Below are 18867 nucleotides of genomic sequence, written 5' to 3'. Positions count from 1 at the left end.
TTTGGGCCGATTTGCCCCGAACCTCAGGCTTCATTCCCTACATGTCTAGGAGGAGAGCCGGTTCTTCCAGAATAGAAGCAACATCGGCCAGGAACCGGGCAGAGAGATCTCCGTCCAGAATACGGTGGTCGAAGGACCCCCCCAGAGTGGTAACCCAACGCGGGATGACCTCTCCGCTCACTACCCAGGGCTTCTCTTTAATGGTGCCGAAGGCAATAATGGCAGCTTCACCCGGGTTAATAATCGGTGTTCCGGTATCAATGCCCAGGGAACCAATATTGGTGATGGTCATGGTGCCGTTAGACATCTCTGCCGGCTGAGTTTTGCCCTCGCGGGCGCGTGCGGTGAGATCGTTGAGTGCTATAGCCAACTCCCGCAGGTTAAGTTCGTGGGCATTTTTGATGTTGGGCACCATCAGACCGCGAGGGGTAGCTGCAGCGATGCCCAGGTTCATGAAGTGCTTGATCTGAATTTCGCTGTCCGTCCAGGTCGCGTTGACCTGGGGGTTGCGGGCAGCAGCCCAGATGACGGCTTTGGCCAAGATGAGCAGCGGAGTTACCCTGATGCCTTCAAACTGGGGTGACTTCTTGAGTCTCTTGACGAACTCCATGGTGCGTGAAGCGTCCACATCTACGAAAATAGAAACGTGCGGTGCACTGAAGGAAGACTTCACCATGGCAGCAGCGGTCGCCTTACGCACACCCTTGACGGGGATACGCTCAATTCGATCATCGCTGATCTCTGTTGCCTGCCAGAAACTGCTGGGGCTTTCCCCGGGCTGAGTGGCCTGCGGCAGAGCCATATGTGCGGCGTAGTTGAGAAGGTCTTTCTTGGTGACCTGTCCTTGCGCACCGGTGGGTGGAACATCGTGCAAATTGATGCCCATGTCTTGGGCCGCCTTACGAACCGGCGGTTTAGCCAGGGCATGGGAAGCAACATGTTTAGACGGTAGCGGGAAGGACGCCGCGGGCTCAGCAGAGACGGGCTCAGGGCGCTTGCGAGCACGGCGCTTAACCGAGTCAGCCTTGGGGCCAGAGCCCACCAGTGCCGCCTGCTGTGCGCCAGCGTCCTTAGCGTCGCGAGAAGCAGGTTCAGTGGTAGCCGGGCTAGCGTTCTGCTCAGGGGCTGCGCCCCCCGCCGAGATAGCGATAATGGGTCTCTCTACCTCTACGGTCTGCCCTTCTTCTGCCATGAGTTTCTCTACCCTACCGGCATAGGGTGAGGGCAGCTCAACCACTGATTTGGCGGTCTCAATCTCAACGAGGACATCATTGACCGCCACTGTATCGCCGACTGCGACCTTCCAGCTGAGGATTTCTGCTTCCGTGAGGCCTTCGCCTACATCGGGGAGGTTAAAAATCTGGGACACGGTTTAACCTTTCGTTTCTAGTAGGCAAAGGAGCGGTCAACGGCATCGAGCATACGGTCAATGCCGGGCACGTATTCTTCTTCGACTCGGGAGACCGGGTAGGGCATGTGGAAACCACCCACTCGTAGCACGGGTGCTTCCAGGTGGAAGAAGCAACGCTCTGAAATGGTCGATGCGATATCGGAGCCGATGCCACCAAAGACCGGAGCTTCGTGGGTTACCACCAGGCGCCCGGTTTTCTCTACCGAGGCAATGATGGTGGGGAAGTCCAGGGGTGATAGGGAGCGCAGGTCAATGACCTCGATGCTGCGGCCGTCCTCTTCTGCTGCCTTAGCTGCGGCTAGCGCAACCGGAACTAGGGGCCCATAGGCAACCAGGGTGAGGTCAGTGCCTTCGCGCACCACCTGGGCTTTGAAAGGGTCAAAGCCGGTGTCGGTGAAGTCTACTTCTCCCTTGGACCAGTAGCGGCGCTTAGGTTCGAAGTAGATTACCGGGTCTGGGTGGGCAATGGACTTGCGTAGCATCCAATAAGCATCGTGCGGGTTAGAGGGGGTCACCACGCGTAGGCCCGGGGTGTGGGTGAAGAGGGCTTCGGGTGACTCGGAGTGGTGCTCGATAGAGCCAATCATGCCCCCATAGGGAATGCGCACGGTGACAGGGACGGTGTAATGACCCAGGGTGCGACCGTGCATTTTGGCCAGCTGACTGGTGATCTGGTTGAAGCCGGGAAAGACAAAGCCGTCAAACTGGATTTCTGCCACCGGTCGGTAGCCGCGCAGGGCCATACCGATAGAGGTACCGATGATGCCTGCTTCGCCCAGGGGGGTATCCAGCACACGGTTCTCGCCAAAGGTTGCCTGGAGCCCCTCGGTGACGCGGTAGACCCCGCCCAACTTGCCGATGTCTTCACCCAGGATGAGCACCTTGCGGTTGGTGGTCATTTCATCGTGCATAGCACGGGTAATGGACTTGGCGAGGGTAAGGGTTTCTTGAGTCTGTTCAGTCACGGTCTTATTCCTCTTCAAAGCCTGCAGTGTAGGCACGGTAGAAGGCGCGGTCGTCCTCTACTTGCTGGTGGGGTTCAGCGTAAACCCGGTCAAGGTAGGTCTCAAAGTCTTCGGGTTTGCTGTTCAGCACGTAGTCGCGCACAGTTTGCCCACCCTGTTTGGCCTCTGCTTCGATCTCTTCAAAGAAGCTCTCTTCGACCCCGCGTGACCGCAGGTAGGCTTCTAACCTGGGAAGAGGGTCAAGGGGGGTGTAGGTCGCCTCATGGTCTTGCGGGCGGTACTTGGTGGGGTCATCGGCGGTAGTGTGGGGACCCAAGCGATAGGTTTGAGCCTCGATCATAACTGGGCCCTCCCCCGCACGTAGCTTATCCATGGCGTAACGAGTAGCAGCGTAGACCGAGAGGACGTCGTTGCCGTCCACGCGCAGACCTTCAAAACCGTAGCCAGCTGCACGGGTAGCCAGAGGCACTCGGGACTGGGTTTCAAAGGGAACCGAGATAGCCCAGCCATTGTTTTGCACAAAGAATAGAACCGGGGCGTTATAGCTGGCGGCAAAGACCATAGCCTCATGCACATCGCCCTCGGTGGATGAACCGTCACCGAAGTAGACCGCCACGGCCGGCTTCACGGCGTCCTGGTTGGGGTCTGTCGCCTGGCCCTGACCGGTCTGCTTTTCGCCTGTCTCCGCCTCAATCTGAGCGTCCATGTTCAGACCCATGGCGTAACCGGTCGCGTGCAGCACCTGAGCTGCCAGCACCAGAGTGTAGGGGTGCACGTTGTGCTTTTTTGGGTCCCAGCCCAGCGTTGCGCTCCCGCGGAAGAGCGGAGTAATTTCGGAGGGTTCGATGCCGCGTTCCAGCAGAGCGCCATGATCGCGGTAGGAGGGGAAGATGTGGTCGTTAGGTGCTAAAGCCCGGGCGGACGCCACCTGAGCGGCTTCCTGCCCACGGGAAGGCACCCAGAGCGCCAGCTGACCTTGGCGCTGTAAGGCCGTCATGTCGTCGTCGAACCGGCGGGTGAGCGCCATGGTCCGGTACATCTCTTTGAGGTCGGTGTTAGTCAGTTCATCAGCATAGGGGCTGAACGTGGGGTGGGTTCTGACGGTGCCGGTCTCATCCATGAGTTGTACGAGGTCAGGTGTACCCCAGGGGGTGGCAGGGGTGTTTGCTTGTGGCATGGAATCTCCGCGTGATAACCGGGGTGGTGTATCTATTAAGACTACGCCCGCGCCACCGTCATTCTGCCCAGTTTTTGCAATTTTTAGTGAAAATATGCAAATAATGGGCAAAGTCTCAGCTGGCGCGGGCCCGAAGTAAAGGGGGTTAGGGTGCGCTGGTGCGGTGTTCGAACTGCTCCGCGAGCGCTAGAAAACGGTCATTGGCCTCATCTTCGCCAATAGAGACACGCACACCCTCACCGGCAAACGCGCGGACCGACAGGGCGTTGCGTTCAGCCAGCTCAGCAAAGGCAGCCGAGTGTTCACCCAGAGGCAACCAGACGAAGTTAGCGCGGGTCTCGGGCACCCAGTAGCCCAGGTTAGTTAGCTGGGTAACCACCTTTTCGCGTTGCTCCACCAGGTGGGCTACCCGCTGCATGACGGCGTCGTTGTGATTAATGGAAGCAACGGCAGCCTGCTCAGCAATAGAGGTCACCGCAAAAGGAGTGGCACCCACACGCAGGTACTGGGTGATAGCGGGGTGAGAGATGGAGTAGCCAACCCGCAGCCCTGCAAGTCCCTGCGCCTTAGAGAAGGTGCGCAAAATAATGACGTTTTCATAGTCAGGGAGAACGTCCAGGCCATTGACCGGGGGCTCCTGCCCCTCGGGAATTTCGCTGGCTGCGCAGAACTCAAAGTAGGCCTCATCAATAACGACCAACACGTCGCTGGGCACTTTGGCCAGGAAATCCCGGACTTGATTCTCAGTCACTGCCGGGCCCGTAGGGTTGTTGGGGGTGCAGACCAGGATGACGCGGGTCTGATGGGTAACCGCCGCCGCCATGTCGTCCAGGTCGTGGGCACCGTTGGGCAGATTAGGCACCTGCACGCTCTTGGCACCTGCTAAACCCACACAGATGGGGTATGCCTCAAAGGAACGCCAGGCGTAAATGACCTCGTCCTGAACGCCGTCCTCGTGGCTCCCGGCGAATGTTGCCAGGATCTGGTTCAGGGCACCCAGGCTGCCGGCACCGGTTACGATGTCATCAGCGTTCACCCCCAGGTGCTCGCCCAAGCGGGTGCGCAGGGCAGTAGAGAGCGGGTCGGGGTAGCGGTGCACGGTGTTAAATTCAGCGAGCACCCGGGCCACCGGCTCCACCGGCCCAAAAGGGTTCTCGTTAGACGAAAGCTTAAACTGGGTTAGCCCTTCCACCGGTACCGGGGGTTTACCCGCTGCGTACTGGGGAAGTTGAGAGAAGACCGGGCGAGGGTTAAGCCCGGAACGCTGTGAAGTAGTCATACCCACCATTGTAGTGCCCCTCACTTTTCCCTCTAGGTGGTGGACGCCGTTAGCTTGGTAACCAGTGCAGGGTCAGCAGGTGGTGAACCCGCGTGGGCTCTGGTAAAGTTTTCTTTCGTTCGCGCTGACGTTCAGCACCAACAGGCCTCCATAGCTCAGGGGTAGAGCATTTCCCTCGTAAAGAAAAGGTCGTCGGTTCAAATCCGACTGGGGGCTCCAGAACATAAGACCCGTTCCGCTACTGCGGAACGGGTCTTATGTTTAACCCACTTAGTCCTCGTCTAGGTGAACCTCGGAGCCGTAGCCAATGAGGTAGGCCCAGATCCAGGCGGTCATCACCGCTAGAAAAATGGGCACCAGGAACATAGTGTCTGAGGCAAAGAGCCAGCGGTAGAAGAACCACAGGGCCAGTGAGGGAATCAGCAGGAAAGCAAAGAGGGCTATAAAACCGCGGGAAAAGCCACCCGAAGGTGTCCTCCTGCTCTCGAATCGAAAATAATCTTTCACCCATGCCCCTTTCAGTGTCTAACCAACAATTTAGCTACGCCACAGGCCGTAGGTCTTGGCCAGGGAGGATACCTTGCGGGCACGTGCCAGGCGGGGCAGGTAGGAGCCGTCCTTAGGCACGGAGTCCCCCTCGCTCTTTTGCAGCAGTTCCCGTGCCCAAGCGATTTCATCGGCGCTGGGTGCTAGGCCCAGGTTGATGGTTTCGGTCTGGGCCGGGTCAAGGGTCAGCTTACCGGTCATGCCGTGGCTGGTGGTTACCGCACAATCCTTGATGAGGTCTGACCCGTACTTACCGACCGAAGGGCCATCAATGGGGCCAGCGAGGCCACCCACGCGGGATGCCAGTACCATCTGGGAGCGGGCAAAAGCCAGAGCGATGGGGTCATCTGAAACACCGGTATCACGGCGGTAGTCACCCTGACCGAAAGCCAGGCGGAAGGTGCCCGGTGCCTTGGCGATGCGCACGACGTTCACCATACCCAGGGCGGTTTCAATGAGAGCAATAACGGGGGTACCGGCAGGTAGCATCATGGCAGTGCGTGTCACGTGGTCGGGGTGCTCTGTCATAGCCAGCATGACACCTTTGAGGCCGGCGGCATTGTTCAAGGCTTCAAGGTCCTTAGCCCAGTGATCACTCTCAATACCGTTAATACGAACCCAAGCGCTAGCAGCTCCCCCATTGAGCACGGCGACTACGCGCTCGCGAGCCGCATCCTTTTGATCTTCAGGGCAGCCATCTTCGAGGTCGATAAGCACTGAGTCAGCCTCAGATTCAAGGGCTTGAGCAATCACCTCTTCGGTTGCTGCTGCGCTGACCAAAAGCCAAGAGCGAGAGAGGCGGGCGGGCAGGGAGGCGGCACGTTCGTTGCGGTGAAAGTTAATCACAAAAAAGTCCTTGTTATGGTTTCTTTGACTGCAACTCATCCTACCTTGCTCACCCTATCGGGAGGCTGACACGTGAGCTATCTCTAGGCGTCTGTAAGGCACCCATCGGTCATGTGTACCGTTCGGTCAGCGTGAGCCAACTGGTCCCCGTCGTGGGTAATAAGCAGGGTGGCGGTGTTGAATTCGCGGGTGATCTGTGCCAGCAGTTCCACGATAGAGGCGGAGCGCTCGGCGTCCAGGGCGCTGGTGGGTTCATCGGCAAGGAGCAGGGCGGGGGTATTCATGAGGGCGCGGGCAATATTGACGCGCTGACGCTGACCGCCTGAGAGCTGATGCATCTTACGGCCCTTCTCAGCACCGAGCCCCACCAGGTCAAGAAGCTCGGTTGCTCGCTGGCGGGCTACTTTGAGGTCAGCACCGCGAGCGCCGCTAATGCGCGCCACCAGCTCGAGCTGTTCAGCGGCGGTGAGGGAGGCCAGTAGATTGGGTTGCTGGAAGATGAAGCCGACGGTGGTGCGGCGAAGCTCGGCAAGTTGGCGGTCACTGTAATTTTCGGTGCGGTTGCCCTGAATAATGCGAGCGCCGCTGGTGGGGGTAATCAGCCCGGCTGCTACCGAGAGCAGGGAGGATTTACCGGAGCCGGAGGCTCCGGTCACGGCAGTCAGCGTGCCGCGGTGGGCGGTCAGGCTTACTCTGTCTAGAGCACGCATGACGGTGGGGTTGCCGTCAGCGTCCACTCCGTCTGGGTATTCCAGGACGATGTCGCGCAGTTCTAGCACGCTGTCGGTGGGAGTAACAGTCTGGGTGGGAGCGATAAGGGTCGCAGTCATGGTGGTTGGTCTTTCGTGAAGCGGGGTCATCGGGTCATCGGGTCATCGGGTCAGAGCGCGGGGTTAGTTACCGCCCAGGGCGATCATGGGGTCTACCTTGGCTACCTTTCGCAGGGCGATGAGGGAGCCTGCCATGCCTAGTGCCCAGATACCTGCTGCGGGTGCCAGGACAGTTAGGGCGGTGAGCTGGAAGGGCACGGCGTTCGCTGCCAAGGCACCTAGCCCGAAGCCGGTGAGAGCGCCGAAAGCCACACCCACTGCTAGGATGACGGCGGTCTGTGCCAAAGCGTCTTTGGTGAGGAAGCCTTGAGAAGCGCCGAGGGCGCGCATAACGGCGATGTCACGGGTGCGCTGGATCGTCCAGACGGTCAGGAAGGAGATAATCACCAGAGCTGAGATGCCATAGAGGAAGCCCTGCATGGTGACCAGAGAGCCTCGTTCTGAGGTGTAAGCGGGCAGAGCGTTAAAGGATTCGCGGGGTGTGATCGCCTGAGTACCGGTTTCTGAGGCAAGTGCTTCAACGTCGGCGTTGCCTTCTGCCAGCATCACGGTGCCCACAACTGCTTCATCGCCCTCTAGGGTGCGCTGGTGGGTGAGATTCTGCCAGGTGGCGGTGGTTGCCCAGCCGGTCAGGGTGTGGGAGTAGAAGGTGTCTTCAGCGATACCGGAGACCACCAGGTCGGTGCCGCTGAAAGTGACAGTATCGCCCACCTGTGCCCCGGCGTCCTGGGCGGTGGTGGCGGAGAGCAAGATTTCGCCGTCAGCAGGCAGGGAGCCTTCGCGCAGGGGCGAAACCTCGCCCACGGTTGGTGAACCTTCTGGTAGCGAGAAAAGGGTCATGGACACCGCTGAACCGGCTTCAAGCCTGCCGGTGCTCACGCCCAAGGGCTCAGCAGAGGTCATGCCCTCTGCACTCTGCCACTGGTTCAGCAACCCGGCGGTGATTTGTGAGTCGGTGAAGGACGCGTCGCCACCCTCGTTGGAGGGCGCAAAAACCAGGGTGTCAGCAGGGAGTTTTTCAAGAGCGTCGGTGTTCTGGTTACCTAGCCCGCCGGTCAGCCCGGTCAGCATGACCAGCAGCAGGGTTATGAGGGCTACGGTAGCCCCGATGAGGGTGAACCTGCCTTTAGCAAAGAGGATGTCTCGCCAGCCTACGAACATTGTTCCGCCTTTCGCGTCACGGTTTTCTAATCTATTACCATTCAACCGGGCAGGGGGTAGGTTGCACATCGGGGTAAGGGTTGAGCTTTTTATCAACCGTTTGGACGATGTGCGCGGCCGGGAAGTAGCTTGCCCCCCTGAGTAGACTGGTGCTGACTATTACCTTGGGGAGATAAATGCGCAGTAAGCGGGAGCCTAAGACTCTGCCCACCGGCCAGAGTGTGCAGACGGTGACGGTGCTGATGGTGCTGCGTATCAGCCTGCACGTCATGTTTGCCTTCCTGGTACTTTTTGGCACAGTAGCTACCCTTTTATCTGAAGCCCCAGCGGCCAAGCACACCGCGGTAGCGGTGCTTTCCCTAGCTCTGGGCGGGATCTACCTGTGGGGCACCGTCTTTGAGAATCGCCTGGGTCTGCCCTCTAACCTGCATCAGGTCTTTAGCCGCGCCAAGGCGTCCGCCCCCTACCGGCCTGAACAGACCGGTACGCCCCTGCCGGTGGCTCTCTGGTTGGGCTGCATCACCCTGCTTTGGCTGGTATTAATGCTGCTGAGCAGTTCTTTCACCTGGGTTGTTTTCCCCATCATGTTTCTTTATTTGCACCTCTTGCGCCCGGTCAGAAGTGTATTGGCCACGCTTCTGCTCTGTTGCCTAGCGGTGGCTCTGCCTTTGGTGGGCCCTGCCGGTTTTGGGCTGAGCGCGGTGCTTCATGATGGTGTTGCCCCGGGCTACCTAATCGGACCCACCTTGGGCGCTCTGCTTGCTATCGTCATTTCTTTTACCTACCGCGCTCTGCGGGAGGACGCCGCCCACCAGTACCGACTAGCAGAGCGGCTACGGGCGGTTCAGGCGCAGCTGGTGCAGCAACAGTACAGTGCTGGCAAGGTAGAAGAGCGTGAGCGTCTGGCACGAGAAATTCATGACACCCTAGCCCAGGGGCTGTCTTCCATCGTGCTGGTATCACGGGCGGCAGAGCGCTCCCTGCAGGAGGGAGACCGGGCGCGGGCGTCCGAGCAGCTGAGCATCATTAGCGCCAGCGCGTCAGAGAACCTAGCGGAGGCACGCCGTTTCATCAAAGATTTGTCTTCCCCCGCCCTGGACGATTCCCTCGTCTCTGCTCTGCAACGGCTAGCTACCACCACAGCCGAGTCTCGGCGAGCGCTGGGCAAGAGCCAGCCGGGCGCTGAGCACTTTGTCTGCACCTTCACCTTTGAGGGTAACGAGGACGCCGCCCGGCAGCTCCCTTCGCAGGTGGCGGCTGCGGTGATGCGGTGTGCTCAGGGTGCTTTGGCTAACGTGGTCGCGCATTCGCAGGCCACCCGAAGCGCGCTGACGCTGACGCTGTGGCCTGAGAAAGTTATTCTAGATGTACTGGATAATGGGCGGGGCTTTGACCCCGGAGCTGCTGAGAGCCGCACCCCATCAACAGAAGGCCATACCGGCTTCGGCTTAACCGCCATGCACAACCGGGTGCAGGCACTAGGTGGCTCCCTTGAACTCGAAAGCGGCACCGGAGGCACTGCACTAACCGTCTCCTTTCCTTTACACCTTCAGGAGAAAGCATGACCATACGTGTTTTATTGGTTGATGACCATCCCGTAGTACGGGCTGGACTGCGAGCCATGTTTGAGGAATTTGAGAACATCACGGTGGTCGCTGAGGCAGCAGACGGCGGTGCAGCGCTGGCTGAAGTAGCCCGTTTTGCAGAGCAGGGGCACCCGTTGGATGCCGTAGTCATGGACCTACAGATGAAGCCGGTGGACGGCATCATCGCTACCCGTTCTATCACCGAGCAGTTCCGCACCCCGGTGCTGGTTCTCACCACCTTTGATACCCAGACCAATATTGTGGCAGCTGTTGAGGCTGGGGCGCTGGGCTACCTGCTGAAGGACGCCCCGCCCGAGCAAGTGCAGGCTGCAGTAGTGGCAACAGCAGAAGGCCGTCGCACCCTCTCCCCCGATATCGCAGCTACTCTCATGGACCGTATGCACCGGCCGGTGATTACCCTTTCCCAGAGGGAAACCGAGATTCTTACGCTGCTGGCAACGGGGGCAACCAATCGTGAGATGGCGCAACGGCTTTTTATCTCTGAATCAACGGTTAAAACCCACCTGGTGCATATTTACTCCAAGCTGGGCGTCGATAACCGCACGGCCGCTGTGGCTACTGCCCGCGCTGAGAACCTGCTCTAGGCCGGGCCCCTTTCCCGGAGCTCCAGCAGTAATTGGGTTAGGCAGAGGCCAGCTCTGCCTTTTCAGCTAGTGCCCGGCCCAGTAATTCTTCTGCTGTTTCAATATGCTGAACTACGGTCTGCACCCTGCGGGAGACCACGGTTTCACGGTCACAGCTTTGCTCGCAGGTGCCCGCGCACCGTGTCATGGCTAGAGCTTCAGCGCAGAGCGCCAGGGAGTTACCCGCCTTAGAAAGAGAGCGGTGCAGGTCTGAATAAACCCCGGTAGGGGACGCCGGTACATCGGTACCGTTACTGGGTGCGATGTTCTGAGCTTGTGCCGCAACAGATCGCACCCGGGGCAATAGGTCTGCCAGGTCGTTAGCAACCGGGATGAGGTGTTCGAGGGTATCGGTAGCGGGCATGCGCTCAAGGATTTGGTGAAAACGGTCTAGCCCGCGCACAAAGCGGTCATGGGCTCTGCGCCAGAGGCCGGTGCCGAGCTCGGCGTCATCGCGGCGTGACTGCAGAAAATCTTTAATCCCCAAGGCACAGCTCCTCTCGTTGTCCCTCAACAGGTGTCTTCACAGGTGTCTTCTTAGGTTACCCTAAGAAAACTGCCGGAGCTGCCCTTTAGGCAACTCCGGCAGTTTTCTTTGTGCACCTTAGCAGCAGCGGGTACCCGGGTTCTTTTCCATGCGGTCGGTGTGATCACGCCAGAACTCGCGTTCGGTCATAGGCGGGTGCTCACAGCCGGTGGCACGGTGGTGAGCCAGATACTTTTGGTACTTGTCAGCACCCAGCACACCGTTAGCCAGCCAGCGCGCTCGGGAGAAGAAATCACGCAGTGACATATTCACCTGTTTCGCTAGTGCCCACTGTGCCCGGTTGAGCCCGAGATTTGATCGGGGTACTTGGCGTAGAATCTCTTCCATTCCTGCTCAAGTTCCTTCTCGGGAGCTGTAGCCAGCATGCCGGCCGGTGCGTAGATCTTGGATTCGATATAGGGGTTCTCCTTGCTCTCCTTGGCATGCCCATTCTTCGCCTTGAATACCTCAATCAGAGCGGTAGTCACCACGGTCAGGGTCAGCACGACGAAGAGGATGGAGAGGGAGCCCTGCACGAAGGTGTTGCGAACAACCGCGTCCATAGCTTCGGGGGTTGCAGCGGCACCCAGTGAGGTCTCACCAGCGGCAATCGCGTCCTTGTAGCGGAAGTGGTTAGCCCAGTAGCCCACGGCTGGGTTAGATGAGAAGATCTTCTGGTAGGAGCCAACCACGGTGACGACCAGGTCAAAGACCAGCGGCACGGCGATAATCCAGAGGTACTTGAACTTGCCCTTGTTAGCGGCGATAGCCAGGCAGACCGCCAGAGCGACCGCAGCTAGTAGCTGGTTAGCGATACCGAAGAGCGGGTAGAAGGTGTTGATACCACCTAGAGGGTCGGTAACACCAAGAATCAGGATGCTACCCCAGCCAGCGACCATCACGGCGGTGGTAATCCAGGCACCGGCACGCCAGTTGTGATCCTTGAACTTAGGGAAGAAGTTGCCCAGGGTATCTGAGAGCATGAAGCGAGCCACGCGGGTGCCGGCGTCCACAGCGGTCAGGATGAAGAGAGCTTCAAACATAATCGCGAAGTGATACCAGAAGCTGGTGAGTTCGAACCAGGGAATCATCTTGTTCAGGATTAGCGCCATGCCCACCGCCAGGGTGGGGGCACCACCGGTACGCGAAACAATGGACTGCTCACCCACGGCGTCTGCAGTGGACTGCAGGATTTCGGGGGTGACGTTCACCCCGGTCAGCCCCAGTGAGTTGACGAAGAGCGCAGCCGATTCAACGGTACCGCCGGTAACGCCGGCTGCCGAGTTCATGGCGAAGTAGATACCGCGGTCGATGGTAACGGCTGCAACCAGCGCCATGATGGCCACGAAGGACTCCATAAGCATGCCACCGTAACCGATGAAACGGGTCTGGCGTTCTTTTTCAACCATCTTGGGGGTAGTGCCCGATGCGATGAGAGCGTGGAAGCCTGACAGGGCGCCACAGGCGATAGTGACGAAGAGGAAGGGGAAGAGGGAGCCTGACCACACCGGGCCGTCAGCGCGGGAGGCGAATTCGCTGACCGCGGGAACGGTGATTTCGGGGCGGACCACGATGATGCCGACTGCTAACAGGATGATGGTGCCCACCTTCATGAAGGTGGAAAGGTAGTCACGGGGTGCTAGCAGCAACCAGACCGGCAGAACGGCGGCAATAAAGCCGTAGATGATGACCGCCCAGGCCAGGGTGACGCGGTCCAGCGTGAGATACTGCACGCCCCATTCGGTGTTGCTCACCATACCACCACCGATGATGGCTGCCATGAGCAAAATAAAGCCAAGGATAGAGATTTCGCCGACTTTACCGGGGCGGATGTAGCGCAGGTAAACACCCATGAAAAGCGCGATGGGGATGGTCATACCCACGGAGAAAACACCCCAGGGCGATTCGCCCAGTGCGTTCACCACGACCAGGGCCAGGATGGCGGTAATGATGATCATGATGGCGAGGGTTGCCAGAATAGCGGCGTAACCACCAACGGTTCCTAGTTCTTCCTTAGCCATCTGACCCAGGGAACGTCCGCCGCGGCGCATGGAGAAGAAGAGAACCAGGTAGTCCTGAACAGCACCGGCGAAAATAACGCCCACAATAATCCAGATAGTGCCCGGCAAGAAGCCCATCTGCGCTGCCAGCACGGGGCCAACCAGGGGGCCAGCGCCCGCGATAGCTGCGAAGTGGTGGCCGTAGAGCACCCGGCGGTCAGTGGCCGCGTAGTCCTTACCGTCCGCGTCGTATTCCGCTGGGGTTGCGCGGCGGTCGTCGGGCTGAGTCAGTTTGGCTTCAATGAAGCGGGCGTAAAAACGGTAACCTATCAGGTAGCTACAGACCGCTGCGAAAACAAACCAAATGGCGTTCACAGTTTCGCCGCGGAAGATAGCGATCATGGACCAGCTGACCGCACCAATAATAGCGATAACTGACCAAATGGCTATTTTCTTGGGCGTCCACGTAACATGATCTGTTTCTAGTTTTTCGGGATCGACGTAGGCCGCCGGCCGCTCGTTATCAATAGTCGATGGGGAGTGGACTTCCACAAGAATCTCCATACTGTGTGCCCGGTGTGTGACCGAGAATGATGTGCGTACTCACACATTAGACCTGTCTCACATTTTTCTCCATATTTAAGCCGTGTATGACAAAGAGTTTCCTCGGCTCTGACCTTTAGGGCACCAGCAGGATTTTGCCGGCATGCTCCCCAGAGTCAAAGTAGGTGTGGGCAGCTGCCGCGTCATCAAGGGAAAAGGTACGGTCCAGGTGGGGTGAAATGACCCCGCTTTCCAGCAGGGGCCAGGTGACTCGACCTACACCAGCAACGATAGCGGCCTTATCCGCCGAGCTACGCGTACGCAGAGAGGTGGCATGGACGCTGAGTCGCCGGGAGAGCATGTAGCCCAGATTAACATTCCCTTTATTCCCACCTTGCAGGCCAATAATCACCAGCGAACCGTCTACAGCCAGGGTCTTGAGGTTATCATCCAGGTAAGAGCCGCCCACCACGTCCAAGATGACATGCACTCCCCTACCCTCAGTAAGCTCTAGTGCCGCTTCGCGGAAGTTTTGGGTGCGGTAGTTGATGGGCTCAGCACCTAGCTGCTTAATGCGATCGCACTTTTTGTCGCTGCCAGCAGTTGCTAGAACCCGCAACCCTAGAGCTTGCGCCAGTTGGATAGCGTGGGAGCCAATCCCCCCGGTCCCGCCGTGAATCAACAGGGTGCACCCGGCGTTATCATCAGCGCTCTCGCTCACACCGCAGACTGTCACCAGGTTGGAGTAGACGGTGGATGCAACCTCCGGCAAGCCAGCGGCTTCTACCAGGCTGACACCCTTGGGCACCGGCAGGGTATGGTCGTAGCGCACGGCAACATATTCGGCATAGCCTCCGGAAGCCAGCAGTGCTACTCGCTCTTGGCCCAGCAGTTCTTCCGGAACCCCGTGACCCACTTCAACCACGGTGCCTGACACCTCTAGCCCGTAGATATCGCTTTCACCCGGTGGGGGTGGATAAAACCCTCGGCGCTGCATGACGTCCGCCCGGTTAATGCCGCTAGCAGCAACCTTGAGCACCACCTGCCCCTGCCCAGCAGCGGGCTGGGGTGCGTCACCCACTACCAGAACCTCTGGTCCACCGTGGTCTATTTCCCGTATTGCACGCATATTTGCTCCTTAGTTTTCTCTTACCCCCACTCTAACGAGAGTGAGCACACACCGGTTATGTTTTGCAAAGTTATGCTGGGTGTGTAGTATTGTTTGAGTGCTCAGCACGCTGGATGGTTGTCCGAGCGGCCGAAGGAGCTGGTCTTGAAAACCAGTAGGCGGCAACCCCGTCTCGTGGGTTCAAATCCCACACCATCCGCAAACTAAAGCCCCGCTTCGAAAGAAGCGGGGCTTTTTGTATGCCCCCCCTGGATCACACAGGGCCGGCAGATCACGAAGTAATGTTCAGAAAAAATGTTCACACCTTGCCCCGCTACTAGCAACCGGGTGACTGCTGATTTCTGTGCAAACATACTCAGCCCTATAGCCCAGGCGAAGACACCACATACCACGCAGCGTTTTGACCCTTGCTCCTTTTGCGGCTAGTATTGGGGGAGCTGTGATGCTGAAAGCAACGTTGACGAGCTGGATGCGCACGCTACATGGAGACGTGCCAGAGCGGCCGAATGGACTTCACTGCTAATGAAGGGTCGGGATTAAACTCGACCGGGGGTTCAAATCCCCCCGTCTCCGCCAATCAGAAAAACCCCGTCTGACCTAGTGAAATCTAGGTTAGACGGGGTTTTTCTGTACCGGGGCAAGGTCTTTTTTCCCCGCGGTATTTAGTGAGGGACTGAGCAACCGATTAGAAGGCTTTGAAGGCTTTGAGGAAGGCGGTAGCGGTTGTGAGTTCTGACCAGTCGCCAAAAACATCAAAAACAGCTACCGATGATGGAGAAAAACCGTGGGAGGCATCCATAAGGGCCTCATAGTCAGAATCGGGGCGCGCAAGTTCCAAGGCAGCGTCCTGCACACCGGGTAAGTGTGCCACCAGCATGAGCGCCTGAACCCCCTGCGGCGCTCGATGAACGGTTGAGAGCAGAGCAGATGACGGGGCGTTATAGAGCCGCTCATCCAAGCTAGCGGTGGGGGCTTTCTCCCCCAGCGCTTCAGAAACCCAGGTGGTGGTCTGGCGGGTGCGCAAAGCCGCTGAGCTCACTAACATCTCGGGCACGAAGCCCTGCTGCACCAGCCACCGCCCCGCGCTCGAAGCTTGCGCATGTCCACGCCGTGTCAGGGGTCGGTTGAAATCGTCCAACCCCCAGTCAGCCTCAGCGTGGCGCATAATGATCAGTGTTTTAGCGTCGTGACGCGGTAGGGAAAACTCGCTCATAACCCCCAGTGTAACGCGCCGGCAGGGCAGGCGGCGCGAGAGCACCTAGCTATTCTTGGGGCTATTGGGGGCTTCAACAATGGGGATTTCCCCGGTGTATTCACCCGTCTTGTAGTCGTAGTCCACCTCGTTGCCCTCTTCATCGCGGCGTACATACCAGTCAGTTACTTCACTAGCAGTTGAATCAAAATCAGCACCGGTGGCGTAGTCACTGGTGGGCTGAGTTTTCTCAACCTTGAGCGCGAAGTTATCCCCATGCTCGCTCACTCCCTGGTGCACTGCGTTTTCAACAGCGACTGCGGCGAACTTCTGGCGGATAGCCATGGGGTCGGTGCGTAGCTCTTTGAGGAAGGCGATGCAGATCAGGATGAGAATAATCGAGAAAGGCAGAGCTGTAACCGTGATTAGGTTCTGCAGGCCCTGCAGAGCGTTTTCGCTGCCGGTCATCAGAATAACCACGGCGATACCCGCCATACAGAGGGCCCAGAAGGTGGTGATACGGCGTTTCGGTGAGGGGTTGCCGCGCTGGGAGAGCTGAGAGTTCACGAGCGAAGCAGAGTCAGCGGTAGTGATGAAGAAGATTGCCAGCATCACAATGACCACGGGAGCAATGATGGACGCACCGGGCAATTGATCCAGCACCACGAAGAAGATTTCTTGGGCCGGTGGGATAGTTGCCGCAGTGCCATCGGGGGCAATCGCGTTACTTTCTCGCTGCATCCAGATGGCGGTGCCGCCCATAATGGTGAAGGCAAGCACGATGATGGTGGAGGGGATGAAGAGCACGCCCAAGATGAACTGGCGGATGGTGCGTCCGCGCGAAATCTTGGCAACGAACACGCCGACGAAGGGCGCCCAGCTGACCCACCAAGCCCAGTAAAAGGTGGTCCACGATGAGAGGAAAGCTTGCATTTCTTCGCTCTCTGCCATGTTGGCAGAAAGTGCGTCAGGCATGGTGCCAACGTATTCGATAATGGTGGCGGGAATGATGTTCATCAAAAAGGCGGTGGGGCCGGCAATAAACACGAAAACCGCGAGAAGCACGGCAAGGCCCATGTTGATATTGGAGAGCCAGCGTATGCCCTTGGAGACACCGGATACCGCAGAAAGGATGGTACCCAAGGTCAGCACCACGATAATGATGAGGGCAACGTTATTGGTGGTGGCGCTCCAGCCAGTGACCAGCTTGGTACCGTGGGCGATCTGCAGCGCACCGATACCCAGGGAGGCGGCGGTGCCAAAGAGGGTGGCGATAATAGCCATGCCATCAATGAGGCGTGAACCAAAGGATCCGCTCTTATTGCCGAACAGCGGTTCAAGGATGGCACTCATGAGCGGCACACGCCCTCGGCGGTAGGAGGCATAGGCGACTGCTAGACCTACGATGGCGTAGATGGCCCAAGCATTAACACCCCAGTGCAGGGCGGCCTGGGCCATGGCACCGGTAATCGCTTCAGCAGTAGCGGGATCATAGGCACCGGGCCGCGGTGAGAGGTAGTAGGTCAGGGGCTCATAGGGGCCGAAGAAAATAATGCCGATACCGATCCCAGCACCGAAGAGCATAGAGGCCCAGGACGCTGTTGAGAACTCAGCTTTCTCACCGTCCACGCCCAACGGTATTTTGCCGTAGCGAGAAAAAGCGATGAGAAGTAGCAGCACCATGAGACCGGCGGCCAGGGAGGTAAAAATCCAGCCCAGGTTGCTCATGACCCAGGTGAGTGCTGTGGTTGATGTTTCCAGCACCTGAGCAGGTGCCAGAACACCCCAAATAACAAACCCGATGATCAGGGCACCCACCGTTGCCAGAATGGGCTTATCAACCCCGTACTTGATTTTCTGCTCTTCAACAGAAATACCGGGCACCAGGGCGGGGTGAATGTTATGCGGGTAAATAACGTCGCGAAAAATCTGTGGGGTGGTGCGTTTTTTGGCGGTTTCCTTTGCCTTCTGCGAACCTGCGGGGGCAACCTGCCGTAGCTTTCCCGTGGCGGGATTGTTGTAAGAGAAGGTGGGGCCCTTATCTGAGGTAGGTGAGATAATGGGCTCTACCGTGAGATCTTTATGCGCGGGTTTGGGGTGCTGGGCGTCCATACACGTGCTCCGTTAATTATAAGTTTGCTGACTTATCGACTGTACTACTCTTTGGGCCAAGAATCGATATGTGGAGGCTCAGTTGGCTCGTTCACGGGCTAGCAAACTCTGCTGGCAAGCGCGGTAAGCGGCGCCTAGGCCGTTATGAATTGACGCAGAAAGTAAACCGTTTCTTCCGGTTTTTGGGCATGCACCCAGTGACCGGCTCCCTTAATTGAAATTTTGCGGACGCGGGGGAAAAGCGCACGCATAGGGGCGGTATCAGCATCGGTGATATAGGGCGAATCACCGCCCGCTATCCAGAGCACCGGGCCATCAAAGGTGCCCGTAGCTCCCGGCCATGCCATGATGCGGGGCAGATTCTCACGCAGCATTACCAGGTTAGGTTCCCACCGGTTACCTTCCTTGCCCATGATGAGGTTCTGTAGCAGGAAAGCGCGGGTACTCTCAGAAGGTACACTAGTGGCAAGGTCAGCTCCGGCTTGGGAACGAGTGGTGTAAGTATCAATGGGAAGCGCCAGCATGCCGTCCATGAGCACTTCAAAGTTACCCTTTGACTCCCCGGGCGCAATATCAACCACCACCAGTTTTTCCACCAAATGGGGGTGGCGCAGTGCAAGCAGCATAGCAATCTTGCCGCCCATGGAATGACCCATAAGCACCACTTTCTCACCGTCAGCAAACTCTTCCACCGTCACCGCAGCGATATCAGCCATCTGCACGTAATCAAAGTCCTCCGTCCAGGGTGAAGCACCGTGATTAGGGAGGTCAATGAGCAGGGTCTGAGCCTGGTCACCGAGGCCCTTGGCAATACGGGTGAAGTTTTTGCCGCGGCCCAGCAACCCATGCAGAAACACCGCTTTGATGGGGCCCGAACCGACCAGGGAGGTAAAGAGAGGTGAAACAGTCATATCCCTTAC

At 58.3% G+C, this 18867-nt stretch carries 17 protein-coding genes and 3 tRNA genes; 5 read left to right on the top strand and 15 right to left on the bottom strand.

The window, feature by feature from the left end:
* Positions 1–37 precede the first annotated feature (37 nt).
* From ABD982_RS01320 to ABD982_RS01305, 4 genes are all read right to left on the bottom strand, one after another.
* A complete protein-coding gene (locus ABD982_RS01320) occupies positions 38–1369 on the bottom strand; it encodes a dihydrolipoamide acetyltransferase family protein (protein ID WP_345443755.1) in 1332 nt (443 codons plus the stop codon).
* 17 nt (positions 1370–1386) lie between these two features.
* Positions 1387–2376, bottom strand: a complete 990-nt coding sequence (locus ABD982_RS01315; RefSeq protein ID WP_345443752.1) for an alpha-ketoacid dehydrogenase subunit beta — start codon at positions 2374–2376, stop codon at positions 1387–1389.
* Positions 2377–2380: 4 nt separating this feature from the next.
* Entirely contained in the window at positions 2381–3553 is a 1173-nt protein-coding gene (locus ABD982_RS01310; protein ID WP_345443749.1) for a thiamine pyrophosphate-dependent enzyme, read from the bottom strand.
* A 145-nt stretch (positions 3554–3698) separates the two neighbouring features.
* On the bottom strand, positions 3699–4832 hold the full coding sequence (locus ABD982_RS01305) for a histidinol-phosphate transaminase (RefSeq protein WP_345443746.1): 1134 nt from the start codon (positions 4830–4832) through the stop codon (positions 3699–3701).
* Between the two features lie 144 nt (positions 4833–4976).
* On the opposite strand from ABD982_RS01305, the gene ABD982_RS01300 reads away from it, so the two are divergent.
* Positions 4977–5051, top strand: a tRNA-Thr gene (locus ABD982_RS01300).
* Positions 5052–5102: 51 nt separating this feature from the next.
* Here the strand turns inward: ABD982_RS01300 and ABD982_RS01295 are convergent.
* The 4 genes from ABD982_RS01295 to ABD982_RS01280 form a co-directional block, all read right to left on the bottom strand.
* Positions 5103–5339 (bottom strand): hypothetical protein, encoded by a 237-nt coding sequence (locus tag ABD982_RS01295; protein WP_251379435.1) that lies wholly within the window; start codon positions 5337–5339, stop codon positions 5103–5105.
* 30 nt (positions 5340–5369) lie between these two features.
* On the bottom strand, positions 5370–6224 hold the full coding sequence (locus ABD982_RS01290; RefSeq protein WP_345443741.1) for an HpcH/HpaI aldolase/citrate lyase family protein: 855 nt from the start codon (positions 6222–6224) through the stop codon (positions 5370–5372).
* 83 nt (positions 6225–6307) lie between these two features.
* Positions 6308–7054, bottom strand: coding sequence for an ABC transporter ATP-binding protein (locus ABD982_RS01285; protein WP_345443738.1), 747 nt, complete (start codon positions 7052–7054; stop codon positions 6308–6310).
* 63 nt (positions 7055–7117) lie between these two features.
* The gene (locus ABD982_RS01280; RefSeq protein ID WP_345443736.1) at positions 7118–8215 is read right to left on the bottom strand and encodes an ABC transporter permease; all 1098 of its coding nucleotides are present in this window, start codon (positions 8213–8215) and stop codon (positions 7118–7120) included.
* Positions 8216–8391: 176 nt separating this feature from the next.
* Between ABD982_RS01280 and ABD982_RS01275 the strand changes: the two genes are divergently transcribed.
* Positions 8392–9780: a sensor histidine kinase gene (locus ABD982_RS01275; protein ID WP_345443733.1), complete on the top strand. Its 1389-nt coding sequence runs from the start codon at positions 8392–8394 to the stop codon at positions 9778–9780.
* On the top strand, positions 9777–10406 hold the full coding sequence (locus tag ABD982_RS01270) for a response regulator (protein ID WP_345443730.1): 630 nt from the start codon (positions 9777–9779) through the stop codon (positions 10404–10406). Before ABD982_RS01275 ends, ABD982_RS01270 begins: the two co-directional genes overlap by 4 nt.
* A gap of 37 nt (positions 10407–10443) precedes the next feature.
* Here the strand turns inward: ABD982_RS01270 and ABD982_RS01265 are convergent, their stop codons facing one another.
* From ABD982_RS01265 to ABD982_RS01250, 4 genes are all read right to left on the bottom strand, one after another.
* Positions 10444–10932, bottom strand: a complete 489-nt coding sequence (locus ABD982_RS01265) for a dehydrogenase (RefSeq protein ID WP_345443727.1) — start codon at positions 10930–10932, stop codon at positions 10444–10446.
* 117 nt (positions 10933–11049) lie between these two features.
* Complete coding sequence (locus ABD982_RS01260; RefSeq protein ID WP_237202853.1) at positions 11050–11238, bottom strand: YbdD/YjiX family protein; 189 nt, start codon at positions 11236–11238, stop codon at positions 11050–11052.
* Positions 11239–11252: 14 nt separating this feature from the next.
* Complete coding sequence (locus ABD982_RS01255) at positions 11253–13535, bottom strand: carbon starvation CstA family protein (RefSeq protein ID WP_425569997.1); 2283 nt, start codon at positions 13533–13535, stop codon at positions 11253–11255.
* Between the two features lie 115 nt (positions 13536–13650).
* A complete protein-coding gene (locus ABD982_RS01250; RefSeq protein WP_345443721.1) occupies positions 13651–14643 on the bottom strand; it encodes an NAD(P)H-quinone oxidoreductase in 993 nt (330 codons plus the stop codon).
* A gap of 111 nt (positions 14644–14754) precedes the next feature.
* On the opposite strand from ABD982_RS01250, the gene ABD982_RS01245 reads away from it, so the two are divergent.
* Both ABD982_RS01245 and ABD982_RS01240 read left to right on the top strand, forming a co-directional pair.
* A tRNA-Ser gene (locus ABD982_RS01245) sits at positions 14755–14842 on the top strand.
* 285 nt (positions 14843–15127) lie between these two features.
* A tRNA-Ser gene (locus ABD982_RS01240) sits at positions 15128–15219 on the top strand.
* Positions 15220–15328: 109 nt separating this feature from the next.
* On the opposite strand, the gene ABD982_RS01235 is transcribed toward ABD982_RS01240, so the two are convergent.
* The 3 genes from ABD982_RS01235 to ABD982_RS01225 all read right to left on the bottom strand — a co-directional run bounded on the left by ABD982_RS01235 (position 15329) and on the right by ABD982_RS01225 (position 18858).
* On the bottom strand, positions 15329–15856 hold the full coding sequence (locus ABD982_RS01235) for a SixA phosphatase family protein (protein ID WP_345443719.1): 528 nt from the start codon (positions 15854–15856) through the stop codon (positions 15329–15331).
* A gap of 45 nt (positions 15857–15901) precedes the next feature.
* Positions 15902–17947, bottom strand: coding sequence for a BCCT family transporter (locus ABD982_RS01230; protein ID WP_345443716.1), 2046 nt, complete (start codon positions 17945–17947; stop codon positions 15902–15904).
* Between the two features lie 134 nt (positions 17948–18081).
* Positions 18082–18858 carry an alpha/beta fold hydrolase gene (locus ABD982_RS01225; RefSeq protein WP_345443714.1) on the bottom strand — a complete coding sequence of 259 codons (777 nt, stop codon included), beginning with the start codon at positions 18856–18858 and terminating at the stop codon, positions 18082–18084.
* Between the last annotated feature and the right edge of the window lie 9 nt (positions 18859–18867).

This window comes from Rothia endophytica (genome assembly GCF_039543885.1).
Classification (GTDB): domain Bacteria; phylum Actinomycetota; class Actinomycetes; order Actinomycetales; family Micrococcaceae; genus Rothia; species Rothia endophytica.
Note: the sequence above shows the minus strand (reverse complement) of the source record. Positions and strands in the feature narration are given on the sequence as shown.

Excerpts from the sequence above, each read along its gene's own strand:
- ABD982_RS01310 (WP_345443749.1), bottom strand. The coding sequence starts at position 3,553 with ATGCCACAAGCAAACACCCCTGCCACCCCCTGGGGTACACCTGACCTC.
- ABD982_RS01305 (WP_345443746.1), bottom strand. The coding sequence starts at position 4,832 with ATGACTACTTCACAGCGTTCCGGGCTTAACCCTCGCCCGGTCTTCTCT.
- ABD982_RS01285 (WP_345443738.1), bottom strand. The coding sequence starts at position 7,054 with ATGACTGCGACCCTTATCGCTCCCACCCAGACTGTTACTCCCACCGAC.
- ABD982_RS01280 (WP_345443736.1), bottom strand. The coding sequence starts at position 8,215 with ATGTTCGTAGGCTGGCGAGACATCCTCTTTGCTAAAGGCAGGTTCACC.
- ABD982_RS01275 (WP_345443733.1), top strand. The coding sequence starts at position 8,392 with ATGCGCAGTAAGCGGGAGCCTAAGACTCTGCCCACCGGCCAGAGTGTG.
- ABD982_RS01270 (WP_345443730.1), top strand. The coding sequence starts at position 9,777 with ATGACCATACGTGTTTTATTGGTTGATGACCATCCCGTAGTACGGGCT.
- ABD982_RS01260 (WP_237202853.1), bottom strand. The coding sequence starts at position 11,238 with ATGTCACTGCGTGATTTCTTCTCCCGAGCGCGCTGGCTGGCTAACGGT.
- ABD982_RS01255 (WP_425569997.1), bottom strand. The coding sequence starts at position 13,535 with ATGGAGATTCTTGTGGAAGTCCACTCCCCATCGACTATTGATAACGAG.
- ABD982_RS01250 (WP_345443721.1), bottom strand. The coding sequence starts at position 14,643 with ATGCGTGCAATACGGGAAATAGACCACGGTGGACCAGAGGTTCTGGTA.
- ABD982_RS01235 (WP_345443719.1), bottom strand. The coding sequence starts at position 15,856 with ATGAGCGAGTTTTCCCTACCGCGTCACGACGCTAAAACACTGATCATT.
- ABD982_RS01230 (WP_345443716.1), bottom strand. The coding sequence starts at position 17,947 with ATGGACGCCCAGCACCCCAAACCCGCGCATAAAGATCTCACGGTAGAG.
- ABD982_RS01225 (WP_345443714.1), bottom strand. The coding sequence starts at position 18,858 with ATGACTGTTTCACCTCTCTTTACCTCCCTGGTCGGTTCGGGCCCCATC.